The sequence below is a fragment of the Arthrobacter sp. UYCo732 genome, from assembly GCF_040547265.1.
GTDB lineage: Bacteria > Actinomycetota > Actinomycetes > Actinomycetales > Micrococcaceae > Arthrobacter.
In genome coordinates, this window is the sequence record NZ_JBEPPJ010000004.1 from 50,805 (window position 1) to 70,325 (window position 19,521).

The 19,521-nt window shown below is 65.0% G+C and carries 17 protein-coding genes; 5 read left to right on the plus strand and 12 right to left on the minus strand.

Features of this window, described 5'->3' with window-relative positions; translation table 11 throughout:
* Positions 1 to 2: 2 nt before the first annotated feature.
* Together ABIB45_RS08240 and ABIB45_RS08245 are read left to right on the plus strand one after the other, a co-directional pair.
* The gene (locus ABIB45_RS08240; protein WP_354155562.1) at positions 3 to 866 is read left to right on the plus strand and encodes a universal stress protein; all 864 of its coding nucleotides are present in this window, start codon (positions 3 to 5) and stop codon (positions 864 to 866) included.
* A 13-nt stretch (positions 867 to 879) separates the two neighbouring features.
* The gene (locus tag ABIB45_RS08245) at positions 880 to 1,356 is read left to right on the plus strand and encodes a pyridoxamine 5'-phosphate oxidase family protein (RefSeq protein ID WP_354155563.1); all 477 of its coding nucleotides are present in this window, start codon (positions 880 to 882) and stop codon (positions 1,354 to 1,356) included.
* 31 nt (positions 1,357 to 1,387) lie between these two features.
* On the opposite strand, the gene ABIB45_RS08250 is transcribed toward ABIB45_RS08245, so the two are convergent.
* Entirely contained in the window at positions 1,388 to 3,001 is a 1,614-nt protein-coding gene (locus ABIB45_RS08250; protein ID WP_354215412.1) for a heavy metal translocating P-type ATPase, read from the minus strand.
* A gap of 17 nt (positions 3,002 to 3,018) precedes the next feature.
* On the opposite strand from ABIB45_RS08250, the gene ABIB45_RS08255 reads away from it, so the two are divergent.
* The 3 genes from ABIB45_RS08255 (at position 3,019) to ABIB45_RS08265 (ending at position 4,285) form a co-directional block, all read left to right on the plus strand.
* Positions 3,019 to 3,285, plus strand: coding sequence for a hypothetical protein (locus ABIB45_RS08255; RefSeq protein WP_354215413.1), 267 nt, complete (start codon positions 3,019 to 3,021; stop codon positions 3,283 to 3,285).
* 183 nt (positions 3,286 to 3,468) lie between these two features.
* Positions 3,469 to 3,657 carry a YegP family protein gene (locus tag ABIB45_RS08260; protein ID WP_354155565.1) on the plus strand — a complete coding sequence of 63 codons (189 nt, stop codon included), beginning with the start codon at positions 3,469 to 3,471 and terminating at the stop codon, positions 3,655 to 3,657.
* A 91-nt stretch (positions 3,658 to 3,748) separates the two neighbouring features.
* The gene (locus ABIB45_RS08265) at positions 3,749 to 4,285 is read left to right on the plus strand and encodes an ABC transporter ATP-binding protein (protein ID WP_354215414.1); all 537 of its coding nucleotides are present in this window, start codon (positions 3,749 to 3,751) and stop codon (positions 4,283 to 4,285) included.
* A gap of 85 nt (positions 4,286 to 4,370) precedes the next feature.
* Here the strand turns inward: ABIB45_RS08265 and ABIB45_RS08270 are convergent, their stop codons facing one another.
* The 11 genes from ABIB45_RS08270 to ABIB45_RS08320 all read right to left on the minus strand — a co-directional run bounded on the left by ABIB45_RS08270 (position 4,371) and on the right by ABIB45_RS08320 (position 19,514).
* Positions 4,371 to 5,732: a phenylacetate--CoA ligase family protein gene (locus tag ABIB45_RS08270; protein ID WP_354183286.1), complete on the minus strand. Its 1,362-nt coding sequence runs from the start codon at positions 5,730 to 5,732 to the stop codon at positions 4,371 to 4,373.
* A 705-nt stretch (positions 5,733 to 6,437) separates the two neighbouring features.
* Positions 6,438 to 7,547, minus strand: a complete 1,110-nt coding sequence (locus tag ABIB45_RS08275) for a cytochrome b N-terminal domain-containing protein (protein WP_354155568.1) — start codon at positions 7,545 to 7,547, stop codon at positions 6,438 to 6,440.
* A gap of 1 nt (position 7,548) precedes the next feature.
* Positions 7,549 to 8,013: a hypothetical protein gene (locus ABIB45_RS08280; protein WP_354155569.1), complete on the minus strand. Its 465-nt coding sequence runs from the start codon at positions 8,011 to 8,013 to the stop codon at positions 7,549 to 7,551.
* Between the two features lie 243 nt (positions 8,014 to 8,256).
* The gene (locus tag ABIB45_RS08285) at positions 8,257 to 8,934 is read right to left on the minus strand and encodes a methyltransferase family protein (RefSeq protein ID WP_354183287.1); all 678 of its coding nucleotides are present in this window, start codon (positions 8,932 to 8,934) and stop codon (positions 8,257 to 8,259) included.
* On the minus strand, positions 8,921 to 9,220 hold the full coding sequence (locus ABIB45_RS08290; protein WP_354215415.1) for a DUF2933 domain-containing protein: 300 nt from the start codon (positions 9,218 to 9,220) through the stop codon (positions 8,921 to 8,923). The genes ABIB45_RS08285 and ABIB45_RS08290 overlap by 14 nt, the downstream gene beginning before the upstream one ends.
* Positions 9,217 to 10,281, minus strand: a complete 1,065-nt coding sequence (locus tag ABIB45_RS08295; protein ID WP_354155571.1) for a type II glyceraldehyde-3-phosphate dehydrogenase — start codon at positions 10,279 to 10,281, stop codon at positions 9,217 to 9,219. Before ABIB45_RS08295 ends, ABIB45_RS08290 begins: the two co-directional genes overlap by 4 nt.
* A complete protein-coding gene (locus tag ABIB45_RS08300; RefSeq protein ID WP_354215416.1) occupies positions 10,274 to 13,537 on the minus strand; it encodes a beta-phosphoglucomutase family hydrolase in 3,264 nt (1,087 codons plus the stop codon). Before ABIB45_RS08300 ends, ABIB45_RS08295 begins: the two co-directional genes overlap by 8 nt.
* A gap of 1 nt (position 13,538) precedes the next feature.
* Entirely contained in the window at positions 13,539 to 15,968 is a 2,430-nt protein-coding gene (locus ABIB45_RS08305) for a phosphoketolase family protein (protein WP_354215417.1), read from the minus strand.
* A gap of 53 nt (positions 15,969 to 16,021) precedes the next feature.
* Positions 16,022 to 18,529, minus strand: a complete 2,508-nt coding sequence (locus tag ABIB45_RS08310) for a heavy metal translocating P-type ATPase (protein ID WP_354155574.1) — start codon at positions 18,527 to 18,529, stop codon at positions 16,022 to 16,024.
* A gap of 233 nt (positions 18,530 to 18,762) precedes the next feature.
* Positions 18,763 to 19,218, minus strand: coding sequence for a hypothetical protein (locus ABIB45_RS08315; protein ID WP_354215418.1), 456 nt, complete (start codon positions 19,216 to 19,218; stop codon positions 18,763 to 18,765).
* A gap of 29 nt (positions 19,219 to 19,247) precedes the next feature.
* Positions 19,248 to 19,514 carry a hypothetical protein gene (locus ABIB45_RS08320; RefSeq protein ID WP_354155576.1) on the minus strand — a complete coding sequence of 89 codons (267 nt, stop codon included), beginning with the start codon at positions 19,512 to 19,514 and terminating at the stop codon, positions 19,248 to 19,250.
* Between the last annotated feature and the right edge of the window lie 7 nt (positions 19,515 to 19,521).

Consider the following 19,521-nt stretch of genomic DNA (forward strand, 5'->3'; position numbering starts at 1 on the left):
CCGTGAGATCCTCCAAGCCAATCGCCGTCGCCACCAATGATTCAGCCCAGAGCCAGGCGGCCGTAGTGTGGGCTGCGCGCCGGGCCGAGCGCAGCGGCGAGCCCTTGGTGATCCTCCACGTCGTGGATGACCGTTGGGTGGCGGAACCTATCCCCTGGACCGACATGCTGCTGGAGAAAGGTGGCGAATTGTTGGAAACTGCCGCCGGGCGAGTGAGGGGCACCGTTCCGATCGAAATCACCACGAAACTCCTGGAAGGCAGCGTCGCCGGCTCACTGGGTAAGTACTCCACCAAGGTGTCCATGCTTGTGGTGGGCTCCGGGGGCACCCATTTGGGTGGTTCGCTCACCGACCGGGCCCTGCAGGTCGCCGCCGCGGCGAAGTGTCCGGTCGCCGTCGTCGGAATGCATGACCTCGAAGGCCGCAGCGGAGTCCTGGTGGGCGTGGACGGTTCGGAGGAGTCCACCCAGGCCGTCGCGTTCGCAGCGGCCGAGGCGGACAGGGAGGGCCAGGAGCTTACAGTGCTGTTCGCCTTCAGCGGCCCCAACCGCTGGGTCAAGGCCGGCCTGCCGACCAGCAGCCTTGCCGAGCTGATTGACGAAGAAGAACAGATTGTTCTCTCCGAAGCGGTGGCCGGCCTCCGCGAGGATTACCCGGACCTTGTGGTGCACAAGATTCTGGAAAGCGAAAAGGAACCGGCGGACGCGCTGGTGCAGGCCGCGGCTGCCGCCCGGCTGCTCGTGGTGGGAAGCCGCGGCCGGGGCGGCTTCAAACGGCTGCTGCTCGGTTCCACGGCACACGCGGTCCTGACGAACCTGCCGTGCCCTGCCGTAATCACCCCTATCCAACGCAGGAAGCACGAGTAGGAGGAACCCCGGCATGCAAGGAAACGGCTCAGGACCGGAAACGGAAGTCCTCGACATTCATGACTGCTGGAAGTACCTCCGATCCGCTTCGGTCTGCCGGATCGCCATCACTGCGGGCGGCGGGCCTGAGATCTTCCCGGTGAATTACGTCCCCGACTACGGGACCGTGGTGTTCCGCACCGGTCCAGGCACCAAACTGGATGCTGTTCGTGGCGGCGAACCGGTTGCGTTGGAAGCCGACGGCTTGAACGCCTACGGCACCATTGCATGGAGTGTCATCATCAAGGGGACCGCCGAAGTTGTGGACACCCAGGAAGCCTTCCAGGAGGCCGCAGACGCCGGGCTTTCGCCCTGGGAGACGGGCAGCAAGGACCATCTGGTGCGGGTAACGCCCACTGAGGTCAGCGGCCGGCGCTTTGTGATCACCCCGCCATCGGGCTGGTGGCCTCCGCTGGACTCGCCGGGGCAAGTACCTCCGGGCGGCAGGTGAGGTGACGCAGGTGGGATGACGACGCCGGCCCTCACTTCACGCCGGCGACGCTGACCGGTGTGCCACCTGACGCCGTCGTGCGCACCCGGCCGCCATGCCGCAGTGCACGAAGGGCGTTAAGGATTGTCGCCAGGTCCACCAGCTCCTGGAGGAGGGCACCGGCCACAGCGGGGAGATAGGTGAAGACCGCTGCAATCATCAGGCCGATGCTCAGCAGGATTCCGGTCCAGATGCTCGCCAGCGCAATCCGGACCGTGCGCTGTCCGATGTCGACGGCCAGCGCAGCCTTGGACAGGTCGTCGAGCATGATCACGACGTCGACTGACTCGCTCGCCGCCGTTGCGCCCTTGGCACCCATGGCGATACCGACGTCGGCGGCGGCCAGGACGGGGGCGTCGTTCACGCCGTCGCCCACCATCATGACCGGGCGCTCCCGCAGCCCTGCGACGATGGAGACTTTGTCACCCGGAAGGCACCCTGCCTGAATCCGGGAGATCCCTGTCTCTGCAGCGATTTTTTCGGCGGTGGCCAACGAGTCGCCGGTGACCAGGAGAGTTTCCTCAATGCCCAGCCGGCGCAGCGCGGTCAGCGTGTCAACCGCGTTTTCCCGGAGTGGGTCGCTCATGATCAAGACTCCCCCAAAGCGTCCGTCAACGCCCACGTAGACAGCCAGTTGTCCGCTGGCCACGTCGGCCTCCTCGAAGCCTGACGTGCCCGAGCGTACGAAGTCAGGCTTGCCCACCATGATGGTTTGGTTGCCGCAGCTGGCAGTGACTCCCTGCGTAGTGTGCTCAACCGCGTTTCTGCCCGCCAGCAGCCGGAGCCCACTGCGCCGGGCAGCCTCAATCACGGAAGAGGCGAGGACATGGGATGAGTACTGCTCTGCCGAAGCCGCCAGCTGCAACAGCCTGTCCTCAGACATATCAGGTGCTGAGGACTTGGAGATCCGGACGGCGTGGAGGGTCGGGCGGCCGTGAGTGAGGGTGCCGGTCTTATCGAAAACCGCCGTTCGCACCCGGGCAAGCTGCTCAAGGGTTCCGCCACTCTTAATGATGATTCCTGCGTGGGCTGCCCGACTGGTACCGGCGAGGAATGCGACGGGAGCGGCAATGAGCAGCGGGCACGGGGTGGCGACGAAGAGGACCTCGGCAAACCGCACTGGATCCTGGCTGAAGTACCAGCCGGCCCCTGCCAGGGCAAAAGCCAGGAGTGTGAACGGGATAGCGTATTTGTCGGCGAGCCGGACCACCGGCGGCCTGCTCGACGCCGCTTCCTGGACCAGCGCCACGATCTGGCTGTACTGCGAGTCTTTCGCCGTGGCGGTTGCCAGCATGTGCACGGCGTTGTCGCCGTTGACGGATCCGCTGAGCAGCGTGTCGCCTTTGACATGTTCCGCCGGTAAGCTCTCACCCGTCAAAGTGGATTCGTCGAAACTGACGGTCCCGGAGAGGAGCAATCCGTCCACGGGAAGCACTTCCGAGGGCTTGATCAGTAGAGTGTCGCCGGGCCGGACGTCGCCGGCCGGGATGTCTTCGGGGGGGCAGGCCCGGAAGTTCCCGGTGGGCTGTGTGCGGGACGCGCTCGAGCAAGGACCTGAGTTCCCGGGTAGCACGCCCCCGGGCGATCTCTTCCAGGGCTTCGCCACCGGACAGCATCAGCACGATGATCAGGGCTGCCACGTACTCCCCTACCGCCACGGTCGCGGCAATGGCAGTCACCGCCAGAAGATCAATGCCCCACCGGCCGCTGCGCAACGCCCTGATCATGGAGACAGTGCGGCCGGCAGCAACAAGCAGGGCGAAGACACTGGCCAACCACTGGGCCGCCGAATCCTCACCCGCGGCCAGCAACACCGCAACGACCGCCCCCGCCGCGATGGTTCCGGCCACCAACGGGAAGCGCATCACCGCGTCCCTCAAATCTGTCTGAGTCATAAATTTGACCCTATGGCCGTCCGTGGTTCACAGCCAGGGCTTCCGGACCCAGGGTTTCACGCTCTTTTGTCTCGATACCGGGACCTTCGTCCCTGATAAAGGTGGTTCCGCTCTGGAAGCATTGGCACGACTACCCCCGCCCAAGGCCCGAACGAGGAAGTTTGGAAGGAGCAAGCGCATGGCAGGATCATTCGAACTGTTCACGGACAAGGAATCACAGGTCCGGTTCACGCTTGTGGCACCGGACGGGACGGTGCTCGCCGTTTCCGGACAGTACCCGGATAAACGCCACGCCGTTGCCGCAATTAACGATGTCCGTGAATGCGCCGGAACAGGACTCATCAAAGATTGCTGCGCGGCAGCCTGAGATGCGGCTGGCAGCGACTCCGGAGGTGAGAACCCGGACTGACGAAGTTCTGGCGGTGACAGGCCTGGTTAAACGCTTTGGCGAACGAACGGTGGTAGACGGAGTAACCTTCCAGATCCGGGCGGGGGAAACCTTCGGACTCCTCGGACCCAACGGCGCCGGCAAGACAACGATCATTTCCATGGTCACGGGCCTGATCCCCGCCGATGCCGGGTCGGTCAGTGTCGTTGGCGAAGCCATGACGCCCTCGACCACGGGCCCGAAGCGGCACATCGTCCTCTTCCCCCAGGAACTGGCCATATATCCGGACCTGACCGCCCGCGAGAACTTGCGGTTCTTTGGCCGCCTCCAGGGACTTCGGGGCCAGGAACTCACTTCCCGGACCGAAGAGGTGCTGGAACTCATCGGGCTGGCCGACCGGGCCGGCGACCAGACCAAGAAGTTTTCTGGTGGGATGAAGCGCCGGCTGAACATCGGAATCGGACTGCTTCACCGTCCCACGTTGCTGATCCTGGATGAACCGACTGTTGGTGTCGATCCGCAGTCCCGCAACTCCATCCTGGAATCGGTGGAGGGATTGGCCACCGAAGGCATGGCCGTCGTAAATGAATCAACGAGACTACGCTAGCTGTTTACTGCACAACATGTTTTCCGACGCCGGTTCTGACCGGAGCTCACGCTGGGCGTCGTGAGCCCCAGCACGGGAAAGAGCCCTATTGCGGTGGGGTTAGGCCTCGTACGAACGGTGATTTCCCCAGGGCTGTCCGTTCAACATGTTCCACCAACTGCACCTCGACTCGGAGGGGACTGACGCCGGCTGCGTTGAGCGCGCCGGTCACGGCATCCCGAACTCCTTCAGTGGAGGCTCCGGGAGCGAGGCCCGCGAGGAGCACGCGTAGCCCGGTGGGCTCCTGGATGACCTGCCACCCCGCGCTTCCGGCTTCGTCGAGAACGTGGTGGAACACAATAGGGTGGACGCTGACCGCGCCGTCCTTGCCTGGCAGCTGCAGGACATCTTCGACCCGCCCTTCGATGTCCTCCAGAAGGGTGAAAGTGCGCCCGCAGGGGCATCCCCCTCCGCCCAGCCTCACAGTGTCGGACATTTCATAGCGGATCAGCGGCAGGGTGCGGGAGAACAGGACTGTGACAAGAAGCTTCGCCCCGGTTGTCCCCGCGGGCACGGGATTCCCGGCCTCGTCCACAGGCTCAATAATCAGCAGATCCTCGTACACATGTCGGTTCCGGTAGGTACACGGTGAGGCGATGCCGGCCGTTTCGGTGGCGGCGTAGACGTCGAAGGGGGCGCTTCCCCATGCCGCTTCCAGTTCCGTCGCGGTGTGCGGGCTGAGCACTTCGGAGGCGGACATGACACCCTGCGGCGAGATGCGCAGGCGGCCCGCGCGCTGCTCCGTCGCCAAGGGTTTGAGTGCTGAGGCGTAGCCGACCAGGACCCTGGGCTGGAACCGGTTCAGCGCGGCCACCGTCTCATCCATGCGCGCGGTGACATCCAGGCGGAGGGTGGGGACGAGTCCGGAGCGGAGCGAGGCTCCGACGACCGCGGACTGGTGCGTGGGGATGCGGGAGCTTATCAGGGCCATCTTCAGGGGGTGGGTGAACCCAGCGGAGATCCCGGCCCAGTCGTTCGCGCGGGCGTAGGATGCCAGGACGGTCGCCCATTCTTCGCGGTTCCAGACGAAGGTTCCGCGCCGGCCTGTGGTCCCGGCCGTTGCTGCAGCCCACCACCGGCCCTGCCACGGCATCCCCGGATCGCCACCGCTCTGCGTCAGGGACCGCAGGTGGTTCTCCAGATCCGCCAGCCTCAGGTCCGGTGTAGTGACGGCCTCGTCGAAGTGGTCCATCAGCTCCGCTTTCGTCACCGACGGCAGGCGGTCCAGGGGAGCGTCGTGCAGGCCGGCGTGACGGCGCCGGTAGAACTCCGAGCCGGCGTAGGTTGCCCGTCGCAGCTCCTGCAGGGCGTGTTCCTGGTGTGCGCTGATCCGCGCGGCGTCCCAGTGGTCCCTTCTCCGCCAGGCGGCCCGCAGGAACAGCACGCGGGAGATGAGCCGGATGTCCATGCGGGTCAGCCTAGCGGTTACCGGCAGGGGCCAGCGGCCGGACCGCACGCGCAGTGGTGGCCTTGGGTGTTTCCGAGCGCATCAGGACGACGCGGTAATGATGCGCATGCCCAGAATCCCGGCGATGATGGTCAGCATCTCGGCCAACAGGGCCACCCTGCAGAGGAAGGACACAGCGCGCGCCGACAGGCTTGCTGTCATGGTCTTTCCTCCTTCCGTTGGGCTGTCTTCGTTTAAGAGTACCGGCCCGGGTCGGCCGGGAAATCTGCCGGTTTCAACTGCCTTGAGCCGGATAAAGATTCAGCCCGGTACGGTGGACAACTTGTTGTGCACGCACTTGGAGACTGGGCACAACTGACCAGGTGACTTGGGCAGTTGGATCGGCCGGACAATTGCAGGGCACGCCGTCGTTCACGCGCTGAGCGTCCGGCAGCAATCACTGCCGGCCTTCATAACTTGTCCTGAAGGTTTGGTCCGGTGCCCTGCGTGTCCGGTCCTGGAGGGTGAGAATACGCACAGCGAGGCTCAGCGAAACGGCCAGGACCGCTCCGCTGACGGCGGTCCATAAGCCAGTGACAGGTGCAGGGGCCGCGCCGATGGCGCACGTCAGTGAACCTGCCGCCAGCGCTGCAGCCGCGACGAGCATCCAAAATGCCCGTCGTGCCCGTCGGCCGCGGGGAGGAAATGTTGGTGACGTGGGCATGCTCATGCCCCCAGATGTTCTTTGACCGGAATGACTAAAATGAGAAGTGTGAGCGTCAGGATGCTCAGCAACAGCACAAGGCCGGCGGCAATCGAAACGGGGCGCCGTCGCCACAGACGGTTCCGGCTTCGGTCCGCAAAGGGAACCGCGGCCAGGATGATGAAAAACGCGACCTCGGCAAAAAGGATCGCGGGCAGACCAAACCAGTCTTCCAAGGTGTAGAGCCACCAAAAATTCCATGGGGGCCGGGTCACTTCGATTCCGGCGACCGGCGTAGAACCTACCGGGGGTGGAAGGAACACCGCCAGGATCCCGAGCACGCCGGCCAGCACCAGGCCGAACGCGCCGATGCGGCGCAGGTGATGGGTGAACGGTTCGGTTGGTTCCGCAGTCGCAGCCTGTTCCCCTGAGATATCGGCCGGCAGCGATGGGTGGGGAGAGATTTTGTGGCGTTTTACCAGAAGCCCGTGCAGAGTCACGAGTACGAGGATGGTTCCCGGCAGAATCACGACATGCGCGCCGTAGATCCGCACCAGGATCGACACCTGATTCGCGAACTCGGCGGAAAACCAGAATCCGGCCCCGCCGAGCAGGGCCCCGACCTCCACATTGTGCCCCAGCGCCTCAAAGCCCTCCTGATCCCACTTCAGGACTGTTCCGGTGAACAGGGCGAGGGTGATCAGAGCAAACAGTGCCACGCCGATGAGCCAGTTGCCTTCGCGCGGGCGTTTAAATGATCCGGTAACGAAAACCCTGATTAGGTGCAGGGCTGCGGTGACATACATTGCCTGGGACGCCCAAAAGTGCACGCCACGCAGCACACTTCCGCCCCAGACGTCCGTGACGATACCGCGGACCGACTGGTTCGCCGTTTCCGGCGTGGGGCTGTAGAACTGGACCAGCACAATGCCGCTCACCACCAGGATTCCGAAGGCTGCCGCCGTGACGCCCCCCAGGCTCCAGGCCAGGGAGTTGGCGTGTTCCGGGACGGCGTACCCCAGGGCGCCGATGCCCAGCCGCTCATCGATCACATCCAGTATGCGCCGGGCGCGTCCGCGGCGCTGCGCCGGTGCCGGGGGCCGCCCGCTGTCGGTCATCGGTTCATCGTTCATCTCAGATACCCTGATCCTTTCGGCGTGACCGCTCATGTTTGGGAGGTAAGTCCCGGCGTCTGTGCCTCCAGGCCAGCAGCAACCGCAACTCGCGGAGATTTTCATGTGGACGGAACACGTATGCCAGCAACAATCCCGTGAGAACCGCCAGTAGGGATACCGTCAAAAACCCCCAGTCCGCCCCGGTTAGCTCCCCGCGGGGCGGGAGGGCATCGAGGACGAGTGTTGTTCCGGTCTCACCGCCGGTCGCCGGCTCCAACGAGCTCAGGGCCACCGTGATGGACTCCTGCAGCAAGGCACGTCCCTGGGCTGAATTTCCGGCCTGGAGCGCAGCCTTGGCCTGTTGGAGATCAGCCACGGATACCCCGTCCTGGTCCGGCTCGGCGAGGGCCGCGTCGATTTTCTCCAGGGCCGGACCAACATTGCCCGGATCGTGGACGAGGTGCCCCAGCGCCTGTTGAACCAACAGATATTCCTCTGACGAAGGATCTCCCTCATGGGCGGATGCCAGTGGGGCTGATATAACTCCCCCGACGAGGAAGAAACAGGCCAGCAGGACAGCCGCGCGTGTTCTTCCGGCACAGAACCGCCCCGGTCCTGGATGTCTGGTGTCGCGTTGGCCGGATCTTCCAGATCCAGGTGTCATTGGCATGGATGGCTCCTTACATAGATGGTTCCTGCATGGTGTGACCGGCCCGCCGAAGCATGGCTACTGAGGTTGGTCAGGGCCGTGAACGCGCGGTGCGCTTCTGATTTTGCCGAATCGGGGGATGAAGCCTGGAACGTTGCGGGCATAGGCGAGGTACTCCTCTCCGAATTCGGCCGCCATGTTCTTCTCTTCGTGTCTGGCAAGGCGGTGGTAAACGACAACCAGGATCGGGAACATGATCAGGGTGAGGAGGGTGGGCCACTGCAGCAGGAAACCGACCATGATGGTCAAAAACCCCAGGTACTGCGGGTGGCGGAGCCGGGCGTAGATACCGGTGCCCGCCAACCGGTGCTCCGTCTGTGCCGCATACAAAACGCGCCATGCCTGATACAGCAGCATGAAGCCGGCAGCTATGAGCACGTTGCTCAGCAGGTGCAGGGGGCTCAGATGGGGGTCCCACTGCCAGCCCATCAGGTCCTGCCACAGATGCCCTGAATTGTGTGTCAGAAGGCTCAGGTTCGGGAACCGGCTGCCCAGCCAGCCGGAGAGGAAGTAGATGGTCAGCGGAAAACCGTACATCTCCGTGAACAACGCGACGATGAACGCGGCGAACCCGCCCAAGGCCCGCCAGTCCAGTTTCGTTTTGGGTTTGACGAAGCTGAACGCGAAAACAATGAATATGGCAGAGTTCAGAATCACCAGGAACCACAGGTTGTACCCGGACTCATCGCTTGTCATGATTTTCACCACCTCCGCCGTGCCCGCCATGACCGCTGTGGCCGAACAAGTGCATTCCCAGCATCCCCACCACAAAGATGTAGGGCAGCGCATCGAGCACATGCACCCAGTGGTTGGTCAGCAGGTAGATGACGGCCGCGGCGACGGCGAGGACGGTCAGTGTGCGGCGCAGAGGGCTGCCCCCCGGGCCGGGTCCGAAGTTCAGCGGGGATCGCCGGTCCGATGGCTGGCCACCGGGGACGGAAGTGCCGGCCGGCTGTTCGGGGTGCTGGTGGTCGTGGTTCATGGCCCTACCATTCCCGCACCAGACGCACTCTGCGCAAGGAAGTCCTGCCGGATGCCCAATGTGGCGTCGGTAATCCGTATTGACGTTGCCGCGTCCGGCGCGGACCCTGTCAGGGCACGGATGGCGTCGATGGTTTCGGGTATGACGATGGCCTCGTTGTAAACCTGGTAGGTCAGATAGGCTTCGTCGTCCAGGACGGTGACCAGGTCTTCCCAGACGGCGACTTCCCACATGTCTCCGCGGGGCCGGCCCAGATCTTTCATCAGCTCGATGGTGGAGTTAAGGGCGACGAGCCCGTCAGACATCCGGATGAACGCAATCCGCGGGGCGCCCCGCAGCGCAGCGAGGACCTCCCCCCGGCTGGCGGCTCGGGTGAGCTGGAGCGTCCAGTAATGGTTATGGGTCTGGGTGTGCGCTCCTTTGGCCGCAATGGTGACGACATCGAGATCGGGCAGGACGGTCCGGGCGTCCGGGCCCTGGTGGGAAGGTATTTTCGGTTCCGGGACCATCGTGTTCATGATCCCTCCCAGATGCGACTCCCAGGGGTCGGTGGCACGGCGGATGAGGACTCCGCGGGCCCTGGCCAGCAGGCCCGCTTCCTGCAGAGCACCGAGTACCCTGACGATGCTCGTCGTGTTGCATGAGACGACACGGGTCATGTCCCGGCCCAGTGCGCTGTCATAGTTGGCCTGCGCCACGAATGAATGCCCTGTGGTGTCATGGGATTCACCGCCTTGCAGGACGACTTTCACACCTGCCGCCCGGTAGCGGGGCAGATTGCCGGCCGCCACATGTTTGGGTGTCGCATCCACGACGACGTCCGCCTGGGCCACCAGGTCGTCCAGGTCTCCGGAGATGGTCAGGCCTGCCTGGACCATGGCGTCCCGCGCTTCGACGGTGGATGCGAACAGGGGAAAACGTCCCGCAGCGGAGCGGATCCGCCAGTCGGTGATGATATCGGCGACGCCGATCAGTTCCATGTCCGGCTGCAACAGGACCGCGTCGGCTACCCGCTTGCCGATGACTCCGTATCCGTTGACGGCCACTCTGGTCTTACTCATTGGTATGCCTCCCACTTGCGGTTGCGTTGTTTCGTCGATGGTGGTCCTCAGCCCCAATTGTTTTTGCGGTCTTTGGGACCAGGGGGAAGTCCATGTCTGCCCCGCCGGCGAGCTGCGCATAGATTCCTTCGACACCTATCCGCACAGCGGGTGCACTGCAGGGCTGCAGCCGGATCCGGAGGGCTTCCGCCGTCAGGGACACATCGATGCGGTGGCCCCGGTACCGGATCTGAAACCCGGCACATCCCAGCCGGGCCGGGAGCCGGGGAGAAAAGGTCAGCGCGTCGGCCTCCGTCTGCAGGCCGGCGAAAGCCCGGACGACGACATCGACCGTCCCGGACATGGCGCCCAGATGGATACCTTCCCGGGTCGTGCCACCCTGGGTATCGTCCAGGTCGGAGACCAAGGCCTCACGGAAGACCTGCCAGGCCCGGGATTCGTCAATCCGGGCGAGTACCGAGGCATGCACCACCCGGCTGAGCGTCGATCCGTTGGCCGTCCGGGCCAGGTAGTACTCCACGGTGCGCTCCAAGTCGGGCTCCGCGAACGGATAGCCGAGCCGGTGCAGCTGCCTGATCACCCCTGCGGGCCCCAGCAGGTAGATCAGCATCAGGACGTCAGCCTGCTTAGCGAGTTTGTACCGGTTGGTGGCATCGTTTTCGGCTTCGAGGATCAAATCGAGCCGCCCGATATTGCCGTACGTGGCACGGTAGTCCGGCCAGTCCAGTTCTGCCAGGTCTTCGTAACCATCGAACTGGCTGAGGACCCCGTCGGCATGGAACGGCACGGCGAGCCTGCGGCTGATCCTGGACCAGTGGCTGATTTCATCCTCGGTGACCTGCAGCCGGTCAGTGAGGTCATCGCCGGGATGGCCCGCGAGTTCGTCCAGCACATCGGCGGCGCGTTCGCACAGCCAGGAGACAAGCACGTTGGTGTAGGCGTTATCGCGCAGTCCGGTCCCGGGCGTGTCCGGGTACCCGTCGTGGTATTCGTCGGGCCCCATCACCCCTGAAATGTGGAACCTGTCCTTTACCGGATCATAGGTGGCCAGCGAGGCGAACATCCGGGTCACTTCGATGATCATTTCCCCGCCGCGGGCCGTCAGCCAGTCCCGGTCCCCCGTGGCCTGGAAGTGCTTCCAGGCGTTGTAGGCGACGGCGAGTCCGACGTGCCGCTGGCGGTTGGAGTTATCCGGCATCCAGCGGGCGGACCGGGCGTTGTAGAGCTGGCGGGGCGTCTCCTCCCGTCCGTCGCTGCCACTCTGCCAGGGGAAGAGCGCCCCCTGGAGTCCCTGCGCGCGTGCGGCGCCCCGCGCAGCGTCCAGCCTGCGCCAGCGGTACTCCAGGAGGGCCCGGCTGACATCAGGGAGGCGGAGCCCGATCACGGGGAAGACGAACAGTTCGTCCCAGAAGACGTGACCGCGGTAGCCTTCCCCGTGCAAGCCCCGGGCCGGTACGCCGGCATCCAGGGCGGCGGTATGCACGGAGATTGTCTGCAGCAGGTGGAACACATGCAGGTTGAGTACCAGCTGGGACTGCCGGTCGCCGTCGAGGCTGATCCCGAACCGCTCCCACAGGCGCCGCCAGGCCGCCTCGTGGTCCGTGAGCAGTGCGGTGAAGCCCGTGTTATCGCGGGAAAGCCCGGCCAGGGCTGAGGCCTCAGGCGAGGAGATGGCGCCGTCGCGGGAGGTTGCCAGCGACGCGGTCCTGGTTATGGTGGCCGGCTGTCCGTCGGTCAGCCGGAGGTCGAACTGCCGCTGGTACCGTCCGCCGTCGCTCCCGGCGTGCCGGGGCGTTGCCGCAGGGGCGCCGTCGAACACCGTCCGGACGGCCAAGGCGATGCGTATCCTGCTGTGGCTGGTCTGGACGGCGCACAGGACGGTGCTGCTGTCCGCGTCCGTGAATTCAGGATCTCTCAGGTGCCGCTGCCCGGTGCCGGCATAGTCGCGGACGTTGGTGTTGGCCACCCGGGCATCGATGCCCGCACGGAGGCCCACGGTCCCGCTGAAGCCGCGGGCCGTCAGGGTCGTCTCCAGCGCGGCCAGGTGGGGATTGTGCATGGAGACCAGCCTCCGCTGCACGACGGTGAGCTGTTCACCGTCCGGGCCCGTCAGGGTTGCGCGGCGAGTCAACAGGCCCCGGCGCAGATCGAGCTCGGTTCGCTCATCGCTGACATGGATATCCCCCGTTGACCACCACGGCCCGGCGCCGATGCGAACATCCACCGGCAGCCAGTTAGGGACGTTGACCAGATGCTCTTCTTCCAGATCGCGGCCGTGAATGGTGCCCGTTGTCCGGTTGTAGACACCGGCCAAATAGGTCCCGGGATAGTGGACGCCGTCGTCAATGTGCTCCGGCCGGGCTCCGCGCGTTGCCATGTACCCGTTGCCCAGGGCGGTCAGCACCTCCCGGTGGCCTTCGTGAGCAGGATCGAACCCTTCGTAGACCAGCGTCCACGGATCGGTGCGTGAAACCCCCAGGTCCAGCTCAGCGACGTCGCCCAGGACAATGTCGGCGCCGGCGTCCTCCAGCTGTTCCCGATGCCCCGCGCGGTCGATGCCGACGATCAGACCGAATCCGCCGCGGCGTCCTGCCTGGACACCGGCAGCGGCGTCCTCGACAACCGCGGCATGCCGGGGTGCCACGCCGAGCCGGCGCGCTGCCTCGAGGAACATGGCCGGGTCGGGCTTACCCGGCAGACACTGCTCGGCAACGGTCTGCCCGTCGATGATGACGTCGAATCCGGCATCGAGGCCGGCAGCCGTCAGCAGGGCTCGGGCGTTGCGGCTCGCGGTGACCAGGCCCACGGGGATTCCTGCGGCATGCAGGCGGGCCAGCAGGGCGGTGGTCCCGGGGTAGGCCTGGATGCCGTTGCGGGTCACGGCTTGGAGGAACAGGGCGTTCTTGCGGGCGCCGAGTCCGTGGACGGACCAGACCTCCGGCCCGTCGTCCGGGCTGCCGGCGGGAAGCCGGGCGCCGCGGGAGGCCAGGAAGGCGGTGACTCCGTCCTCGCGCTGCCGGCCGTCGGCGTACCGCCGGTAGTCCGCGTCCTCGTCGAACGGATCCCTCCGTGGGCGCCCGGCGAGCCGGGGGTCCTGAAGGACGGAGTCGAAGAGTTGCTTCCAGGCTGCCGCGTGCACGGCGGCGGTCTGTGTGACAACTCCGTCCATGTCGAACAGCACCGCCTGATAGGGCAATGCTGCGCCATGCAGGGAATCACTGGAGGGGCGGCTGCCGCCCGCATGGACCTGCGCCATGCTACGCCGGTTCCGCTACTTCATCAGCCGGTTTGTTGGCGGGGCCCGGTGCGGACGTCCACTCCCAGTTCCGGATTTCCGGCATGTCTTCGCCGTAGGCGCGGATGTACTGCCGGTGCTCGATGAGCTTGTTCTTGAGTTCCTCGCGCACGTGCGCCGAAACGTCCTTGAGGCGGGGCACCCGGTCGATGACGTCGATGGCAAGGTTGAACCGGTCGAGCTGGTTGAGCACGCACATATCGAACGGGGTCGTGGTGGTGCCTTCCTCCTTGTAGCCGCGGACATGGATGTTGCCGTGGTTCGTCCGGCGGTACGTGAGGCGGTGGATCAGCCACGGGTAGCCGTGGTACGCGAAGATCACAGGTTTGTCCGTGGTGAACAGGGCATCGAAGTCCCGCCCGGACAGGCCATGGGGATGTTCCGTGTCATCCTGCAGGCGCATGAGGTCAACAACGTTGACCACCCGGATCTTCAGATCCGGGAACCGCCCGCGGAGGATGTCGCCGGCGGCCAGGGTCTCCATTGTGGGCACATCACCGGCGCAGCCCATGACCACGTCGGGTTCCCCGTCCGCATCCGAACTGGCCCAGTCCCAGATGCCGATGCCTTTGGTGCAGTGCACGATAGCCTGCTGCATGTCCAGGTACTGCAGTTGCGGCTGCTTGCCGGCGACAATGACGTTCACGTACTGGCGGCTGCGCAGGCAGTGGTCGGCCACGGACAGGAGCGTGTTGGCGTCCGGTGGCAGGTAGACGCGGATGACGTCGGTCTTCTTGTTGATCACGTGGTCGATGAATCCGGGGTCCTGGTGCGAGAACCCGTTGTTGTCCTGCCGCCACACATGAGAGGTCAGCAGGTAGTTCAGGGAAGCGACCGGCCGGCGCCACGGGATGTCGTTGGTCGTGGTCAGCCACTTGGCGTGCTGGTTGAACATCGAGTCGACGATGTGGATGAACGCCTCATAGCAGGAAAAGAATCCATGCCGGCCGGAGAGCAGGTAGCCTTCCAGCCAGCCCTGGCAGGTGTGTTCGGAGAGGATTTCCATGACCCGACCGTCGCGGCCGAGATGGTCATCCTCTGGAACGGTCCGGGCATTCCAGGCCCGGTCGGTCGCGTCGAATATGGCCCCCAGCCGGTTGGAGTTGTTTTCGTCCGGGGCGAAGACCCGGAAATTGTCCATGTTCGCAGCCATGATGTCCCGCAGGAACGTGCCCAGGACCCGGGTGGATTCCACGGCCCCGGTGCCGGGAAGGGCCACGGGCACGGCATAGTCGGCGAAGTCTGGCATGCGCAGGTCGCGCAGCAACAGCCCTCCGTTCGCGTGCGGGTTAGCGCTCATGCGCCGTTCCCCGGCCGGTTGCAACGCGCGGACCGCCGCCACCGGAGCCCCCGCTTCGTCGAAGAGTTCCTCGGGGCGGTAGCTGCGCAGCCACCGTTCCAGCACGGCGCGGTGGCTGTCGTTTTCGCGGGCCTGGGTGAAGGGCACCTGGTGCGAACGCCAGCTTCCCTCCACCTTCAGCCCGTCCACTTCAGCCGGCCCGGTCCAGCCTTTGGGAGAGCGCAGGACGATCATGGGCCAGCGGGGCCGTTCGGTCCGGCCGTCCTCACGCGCGCGGCGCTTAATCTCAAGGATCTCCTCCAGGCAGGCGTCCAGGGTCCGGGCGAAGTCCTGATGCATCTGTTCCGGGTCGGAACCTTCCACGTAATACGGGGTGTGGCCGTACCCGCGCAACAGCGAGTCCAGTTCCTCATGGCTGATCCGGTCCAGGACGGTGGGGTTCGCGATCTTGTAGCCGTTCAGGTGCAGGATCGGCAGGACGGTGCCGTCCCGGCCTGGGTTCACGAACTTGTTGGAGTGCCAGCTCGCGGCCAGCGGGCCCGTCTCTGCTTCCCCGTCACCGATGACGGCCGCCACGATGAGGTCCGGGTTATCGAATGCTGCGCCGTAGGCGTGCGAGAGCGCATATCCGAGCTCGCCGCCCTCGTGGATGGAGCCTGGTGTCTCCGGGGCCACATGGCTGGGGATGCCGCCGGGAAAAGAGAACTGGCGGAACAGCCGCTTCATCCCGACGAAGTCCAGGGAAATATCGGGGTACGTTTCGCTGTAGGTACCTTCCAGCCAGGCCGACGCCACCGGCCCCGGTCCGCCGTGCCCAGGGCCCATGATGTAGATCATGTCCAGGTCCCGGTCCATGATGGCCCGGTTCAAATGGGCGTAGATGAAGTTCAGGCCCGGGGTGGTCCCCCAGTGCCCCAGCAGCCGCGGCTTGATGTGCTCAGGCAGGAGCGGTTCGCGCAGCAGCGGGTTGTCCATGAGGTAGATCTGTCCCACGGACAGATAATTCGCTGCCCGCCACCAGGCATGAATTTGTTCAAGCCGGAGCGGGCTGAGCACGGGTTCCCGGGTTTGCGGCTGCTGTTCGTCTGTCATGGGAGGTCCTGCCTCTCGGTGAAAGTAACGGGGACGGGCCGAAGGGGCGGCGTTTAGCGGACGCCGCTTGGCTCCGGGGCAGGTTCGGTCTTGATCGTGCGGCCGGTGGCCTCTCCCGGCTCCGGCAGGCGCAGGCGCTTGAGTAGCAAGGCGTTGACGGCGACAATGACGCTGGAGCCGGACATCGAGATCGCAGCGATCTCCGGGCTGAGTCTGATGCCCAGGGAGGTGAAGAAGACGCCGGCAGCAATGGGCAGGGCAATGACGTTGTAACCGATGGCCCACCCCAGGTTCTGCCGCATCTTGCGCAGCGTTCCCTTGCCGATGCGCAAGGCGATGGGAACATCCAGCGGATCCGAGCGCATCAGGACAACATCGGCGGTTTCGATGGCCACATCCGTCCCCGCCCCGATCGCGATGCCCAGGTCAGCCTGTGCCAGCGCCGGGGCGTCGTTGACGCCGTCCCCGACCATGGCGACCCGTTTGCCGGCTTTCTGCAGTTCTGCGATTTTTGCTGTCTTGTCCCCGGGCAGCACTTCGGCGATGACGGTGTCGATGTTCAGTTGCGAGGCGATGCGCTTGGCGGTTGCCTCATTATCCCCGGTGAGCATGATGACTTCGATGCCGGCTTCGTGCATCGCCGCGACAGCCGCAGCTGCAGTCGGGCGGACTGCGTCGGCAAGGGCGATGACCCCTGTCACGCGGCCGTCCACGGCAACCAGGACCGCCGTTCGCCCCGTTGACGCCAGTTCCTGCCGCTGGTCGGCCACCGGGCCGATGTCAATGCCCTGGGCGGCCATGAGCTTGCGGTTGCCCACAAACACCTGGTGTCCCTGGACCGTTGCTCCGGCGCCGTGTCCGGGAACATTGCGGAAGTCCGCGGCATGCAGGGAGGGCACGCCCCTGCCCGCGGCATAGTTGACGACGGCGGCGGCGAGGGGGTGCTCGGATTCCCGTTCCACGGCGGCCACGAGGGCAAGCAGTTCGTCATCGTCGATGCCGACGGCGATGAAGTCGGTGACTTCCGGCTTGCCCTGGGTCAGGGTGCCGGTCTTATCCATGACAACGGCTTCGATACGGGCAGATGTTTCCAGTGCGGTGGCGTTCTTGAACAAAATTCCCCGCTTGGCGCCCAGGCCGGTGCCGACCATAATGGCCGTGGGGGTAGCCAGGCCAAGTGCGTCGGGGCAGGTGATGACGACAACCGTGATGCCAAAGAGCAGTGCGGTCTGGAGGCTTGCCCCGGTCAGCAACCACACGGCGAAGGTGGCACTGCCGCCGATGAGTGCGACAAGGACGAGCCAGAACGCTGCCCGGTCGGCAAGGCGCTGCCCGGGGGCTTTGGAGTTCTGGGCTTCCTGGACCAGCGCGACGATCTGTGCCAAGGCTGTGTCCGCGCCGACCTTGGTGGCGCGGACCCTCAATGTTCCGGTGGTGTTGACCGTGGCACCGATGACTTTGGAGCCAACGGTCTTGGCCACCGGCAGGCTTTCGCCGGTGACCATCGATTCATCGATATCGGATTCGCCGTCCTCGACAGTTCCGTCCGTGGGAATCTTTGACCCCGGGCGGACGAGCAGGAGGTCTCCGGGCAGGACATCGGAGGTGGGGACTTCCACCGGATCACCGTCACGGATCACCAGCGCCTTGGCCGGGGCGAGTTCGAGCAGCGTCCGGATGGCGTCGTTCGCCCCGCCCCGTGCGCGCATTTCAAACCAGTGCCCCAACAGGACGAAGCTGGCCAGAACGGTGGCGGCCTCGTAGAAGACATCGCCGCCCCCGGTCACGGTTACGACCAGGCTGTAGACCCAGCCGGCCCCGACACCGACGGCGACGAGGACCATCATGTCCAGGGTCCGGGCACGCAGCGCCCGGTAGGCGCCGTCGAAGAAGATCCAGCCCGCATAGAAAATGACAGGCAGGGACAGACCCAGCGCAAAGACGTCGTCCCGCAAGCCGAAGGGGGCCGGGACCGTGAACCCGAAAACATCCCTTCCGATCGGGGACCAGAGGGTGATCGGCACCGACAGTGTGGCTGCCACAACGAACCGGTTCCGCATGTCACGGACCATGGAAGCCATCGACATGCCATGGCCCCCGTGGCCGCCGTGCCCCATGATCTCCTGGGCATCCCGGGACGCACGCTGGGGATGACCGGTAGGGGCGTCAACCCCGTCCTCATGACCCTCATGACACGCGTGGCTTTCGGGGCTTTCGGGGGCGGGGGCGGTGTGCCCTTCATGGGCCGACGGACGGTGCTCGGCGGTACCGTGGCCAGCACGTGCCGACGGCGCTGAACCGCTTTCGTGCATCGGATCACAGATATGGTCAGGCACGGACTGGCCGGAACAGTGGTAGCCGCAGTCTCGCACCCAGCTCGCCAGATCGGCGATGGAGGTCTTCGCCGGGTCGAAAGTGACGTTAGCGGTCTGCGAGACCGGATTCGCTTCCACGCTGAGCACGCCGGGCCGACGGGAGAGCATGGCTTCAGCGACGCTCTTGGACGAGGCCCAGTGGACACCCGACACCTCCATGACCGCGGTTTGTGTCCTATTACTCATGCCGGAAATTCCTCTCAGGACTCGTTAGAAGTTGAAGCTGGTTGTTCAAGAAGTGTCCAGCCGTCGCTCTCCTGGCGCGAAGACCGGGCAATACAGCGGTTGTGAGCCTGGAAATGAGATTTGCCGGGCCCGACGGCCTGGTTGTTGCCGGGGTACGTATTCTTCAGGCGCCTGGATGCAGGGAGTGGACGACGATGCCTCCGCCGGATCAGGGTCCGGAGGGCAGACGTCTCCTATACGCGGCTGATGGAAAGGCGGATGAGCGACACAGGGTGGAGCTGTGCTCCCGGGGCCTCGGGCAGCGCCCCGCCCGGCTGTGCTGCTGCATCGGCAGCAGGGGTGCTGCCGGGGTGTCCTGGGAGTGATGAGGCAAGGACGGCAGGCGACAGCACATCAGGGCACGCCACAGACAAGCCCAGGTTCATGGGGCAGTGTTCCGTACGGGACGGAACGGGTTGTTCCCCCGGGTCCTGATCCGCAGCCACAACGGTGTCAGCTGAAAAGATAAGCAGGATGCCCACGGATTCGGAGTCTTCCGTGTAGGACGCCGTGATTGTGTGCAATGTAGCGCCCGGTCCGGTTTCTTGAGCAGACGTCATCGGCAGGTCAAGAATTCCCGTTATGGCGACGAGAAACGACAGGACCGCGGTGATTGTGGCCAGGTAGGAAAAATCATGGTGCCATCCCATGGAATAACGCACCTTTCCCCACCCCCTGTTCATCGCGAATAGCGCTCGTAGGTTTCGTCCTCTGCGGCGATCATACCGGGCCGGTTTAAGATGTGTGAAGGAACGCGGTCAGCATCGGGCTCCTCGAAGAACACATCGGCCATTGCGTTGTCAGCGCCGCAGCCGAATCGTCCGAAGCCGGGGATGCCAAAGTCGGGCCCGAGAGTAGGCGGAATCCGGCGTCGATTTCTGTGCTGGTCCGTTCCATCCGGGCCGGTCTTCGGCCGGGTCAGCCAGTGCTGCGAGAAGTTCTTCATCGGTCAT

Coding starts and splice junctions, on each gene's coding strand:
- ABIB45_RS08305 (WP_354215417.1), bottom strand. CDS start 15,968: ATGACAGACGAACAGCAGCCGCAAACCCGGGAACCCGTGCTCAGCCCG.
- ABIB45_RS08320 (WP_354155576.1), bottom strand. CDS start 19,514: ATGAAGAACTTCTCGCAGCACTGGCTGACCCGGCCGAAGACCGGCCCG.
- ABIB45_RS08275 (WP_354155568.1), bottom strand. CDS start 7,547: ATGAACGATGAACCGATGACCGACAGCGGGCGGCCCCCGGCACCGGCG.
- ABIB45_RS08270 (WP_354183286.1), bottom strand. CDS start 5,732: ATGGACATCCGGCTCATCTCCCGCGTGCTGTTCCTGCGGGCCGCCTGG.
- ABIB45_RS08315 (WP_354215418.1), bottom strand. CDS start 19,218: ATGGGATGGCACCATGATTTTTCCTACCTGGCCACAATCACCGCGGTC.
- ABIB45_RS08245 (WP_354155563.1), top strand. CDS start 880: ATGCAAGGAAACGGCTCAGGACCGGAAACGGAAGTCCTCGACATTCAT.
- ABIB45_RS08285 (WP_354183287.1), bottom strand. CDS start 8,934: ATGACAAGCGATGAGTCCGGGTACAACCTGTGGTTCCTGGTGATTCTG.
- ABIB45_RS08260 (WP_354155565.1), top strand. CDS start 3,469: ATGGCAGGATCATTCGAACTGTTCACGGACAAGGAATCACAGGTCCGG.
- ABIB45_RS08295 (WP_354155571.1), bottom strand. CDS start 10,281: ATGAGTAAGACCAGAGTGGCCGTCAACGGATACGGAGTCATCGGCAAG.
- ABIB45_RS08255 (WP_354215413.1), top strand. CDS start 3,019: ATGATCAGGGCTGCCACGTACTCCCCTACCGCCACGGTCGCGGCAATG.
- ABIB45_RS08310 (WP_354155574.1), bottom strand. CDS start 18,529: ATGAGTAATAGGACACAAACCGCGGTCATGGAGGTGTCGGGTGTCCAC.
- ABIB45_RS08300 (WP_354215416.1), bottom strand. CDS start 13,537: ATGGCGCAGGTCCATGCGGGCGGCAGCCGCCCCTCCAGTGATTCCCTG.
- ABIB45_RS08290 (WP_354215415.1), bottom strand. CDS start 9,220: ATGAACCACGACCACCAGCACCCCGAACAGCCGGCCGGCACTTCCGTC.